The following is a 1,984-nucleotide window of genomic DNA, read 5'->3' as shown; positions in this document are numbered from 1 at the left end:
AAATACGGCAGATCCAATGTCGCAGCCTTCCCGGCACCAATAAAGTTGGAGCACAGCAGGACTACGACAAAGGCTGTCAGTATGAGGTCGTAGTAGCGGTGGTGGCGTCTGGGTGCGTCCATCAAACAAGAAAAAAATGGATAATGGAAAGAGAATATCTGCAATCAAGGAATTTCACAGAGTGCAGATTAAAAACCAAGATAGGACAACAAAGAACCATGAGCAAAGCTAGTTTTAATTGGGCAGACCCCCTACTCCTCGATACACAATTAAGCGAAGATGAGCGCATGGTGCGTGACGCTGCTGCTGAATATGCTCAGGGTCGTTTAATGCCGCGCATTCATGATGCCTATCGCAATGAAACTACTGATCCAGCCATCTTCCGTGAAATGGGTGAGCTTGGTCTTTTAGGCATCACCATTCCCGAAGAATATGGTGGCGCAAATCTCAATTACGTTTCTTATGGATTGATCGCACGTGAAATTGAGCGCGTGGACTCTGGATATCGTTCCATGATGAGCGTGCAATCATCCTTAGTCATGGTTCCTATTAATGAGTTTGGCAGTGAGGCTCAAAAGCAAAAATATTTGCCCAAACTCGCTACTGGTGAATGGATTGGTTGCTTTGGATTAACTGAGCCAAATTTTGGCTCGGATGCGGGCGGCATGATCACGAGAGCCAAGAAAGTTCCTGGAGGCTTCTCGCTTACTGGCTCCAAGATGTGGATTTCCAACTCCCCAATTGCAGATGTATTTGTGGTGTGGGCTAAAAATGATGAAGGCTTGATTAGAGGCTTCATTTTAGAAAAAGGCATGAAGGGCTTATCTGCCCCGAAGATCAGCGGCAAGATGGGTCTACGCGCTTCTATTACTGGCGAAATCGTGATGGATGAAGTATTTGTCCCGGCTGAAAATGAATTCCCAGAAATTACTGGCCTCAAGGGTCCATTTACCTGCCTGAACTCAGCACGTTACGGTATTGCTTGGGGCACCCTTGGTGCTGCTGAATGGTGTTGGTACGCCGCACGCCAATACACCATGGATCGCAAGCAGTTTGATCGCCCACTTGCAGCCAATCAGCTCATTCAAAAGAAATTGGCTGACATGCAAACTGAAATCACGCTCGCTCTTCAAGGTTGCTTACGCTTAGGTCGCATGAAGGATGAGGGTATTGCGGCTCCAGAAATCACCTCCATGATGAAACGTAATTCCTGCGGTAAATCTTTGGATGTAGCTCGTTTAGCTAGAGATATGCATGGTGGAAACGGCATCTCAGATGAGTATGGCGTAGTGCGTCATATGCTGAATCTGGAGGTCGTCAATACCTATGAAGGTACGCACGATATTCACGCCCTTATCTTAGGTCGTGCACAAACCGGAATTCAGGCTTTTAGTTAAAGGCCAGTCTTGGTGATGAGGTCGTTTGCAGTTTGTGTAAAGGCTTCATCACTGTCATTTTCAAGCTCTACGAAATGGTCTTGGCGATAGCTTGGAAAGTTACGAACAATAGAAGATTGGTAGGATGGGTCGTAATGCATCACCAATAATTCTTCCACCAATCTCTCAAAATCTCCTGTATCAATTGCCTCATGCCATTTGGCAATTTGCTCCTTGCCATAACGCGATGTCAGTAAGCCCAATTTTTGTTTAAAGCTCTCGGGATTAGATAAAAAATGTCGGTACTCACGTAGAAGCCAAGAAACGCGCGTAGTAGTACTTGAGCGAAGCTCAATACATTTGCCTGCACGGATGCGCTCCATCAATGGATCCGGAATATGTAAGCCACCCACCTTTTTGCTTTCTGACTCAACAAAAACAATCTTGGATGGATCCAGTGAATTAAATGCATTCCACAGATTCGTCTCAAAGCCTTTTTGAGATGGCTGATCAATATTCGGCTCATTACCCAATACTGAGCCACGATGAATAGCCAAGCCCTCAAGGTCAACTATCTGCTGACCCAGCAAGCCAATCTCCTGAAGAAT

The 1,984-nt window shown here is 45.9% G+C and carries 1 protein-coding gene and 2 pseudogenes; 1 reads left to right on the top strand and 2 read right to left on the bottom strand.

From position 1 onward, the window contains the following. Positions 1-122 (bottom strand): annotated as a pseudogene (locus B7Y67_RS16310) (VUT family protein); the annotation flags it as partial. 96 nt (positions 123-218) lie between these two features. Here B7Y67_RS16310 and B7Y67_RS16305 point away from each other — a divergent pair. Then, entirely contained in the window at positions 219-1,397 is a 1,179-nt protein-coding gene (locus B7Y67_RS16305) for an acyl-CoA dehydrogenase (RefSeq protein ID WP_215300785.1), read from the top strand. Here B7Y67_RS16305 and B7Y67_RS16300 read toward each other — a convergent pair. Continuing rightward, positions 1,394-1,984, bottom strand: a pseudogene (locus B7Y67_RS16300) (tRNA 2-selenouridine(34) synthase MnmH); the annotation flags it as partial. The gene B7Y67_RS16305 and the pseudogene B7Y67_RS16300 sit on opposite strands and share 4 nt — an antisense overlap.

It is taken from the genome of Polynucleobacter sp. 35-46-11, assembly GCF_002281105.1.
Note: the sequence above shows the minus strand (reverse complement) of the source record. Positions and strands in the feature narration are given on the sequence as shown.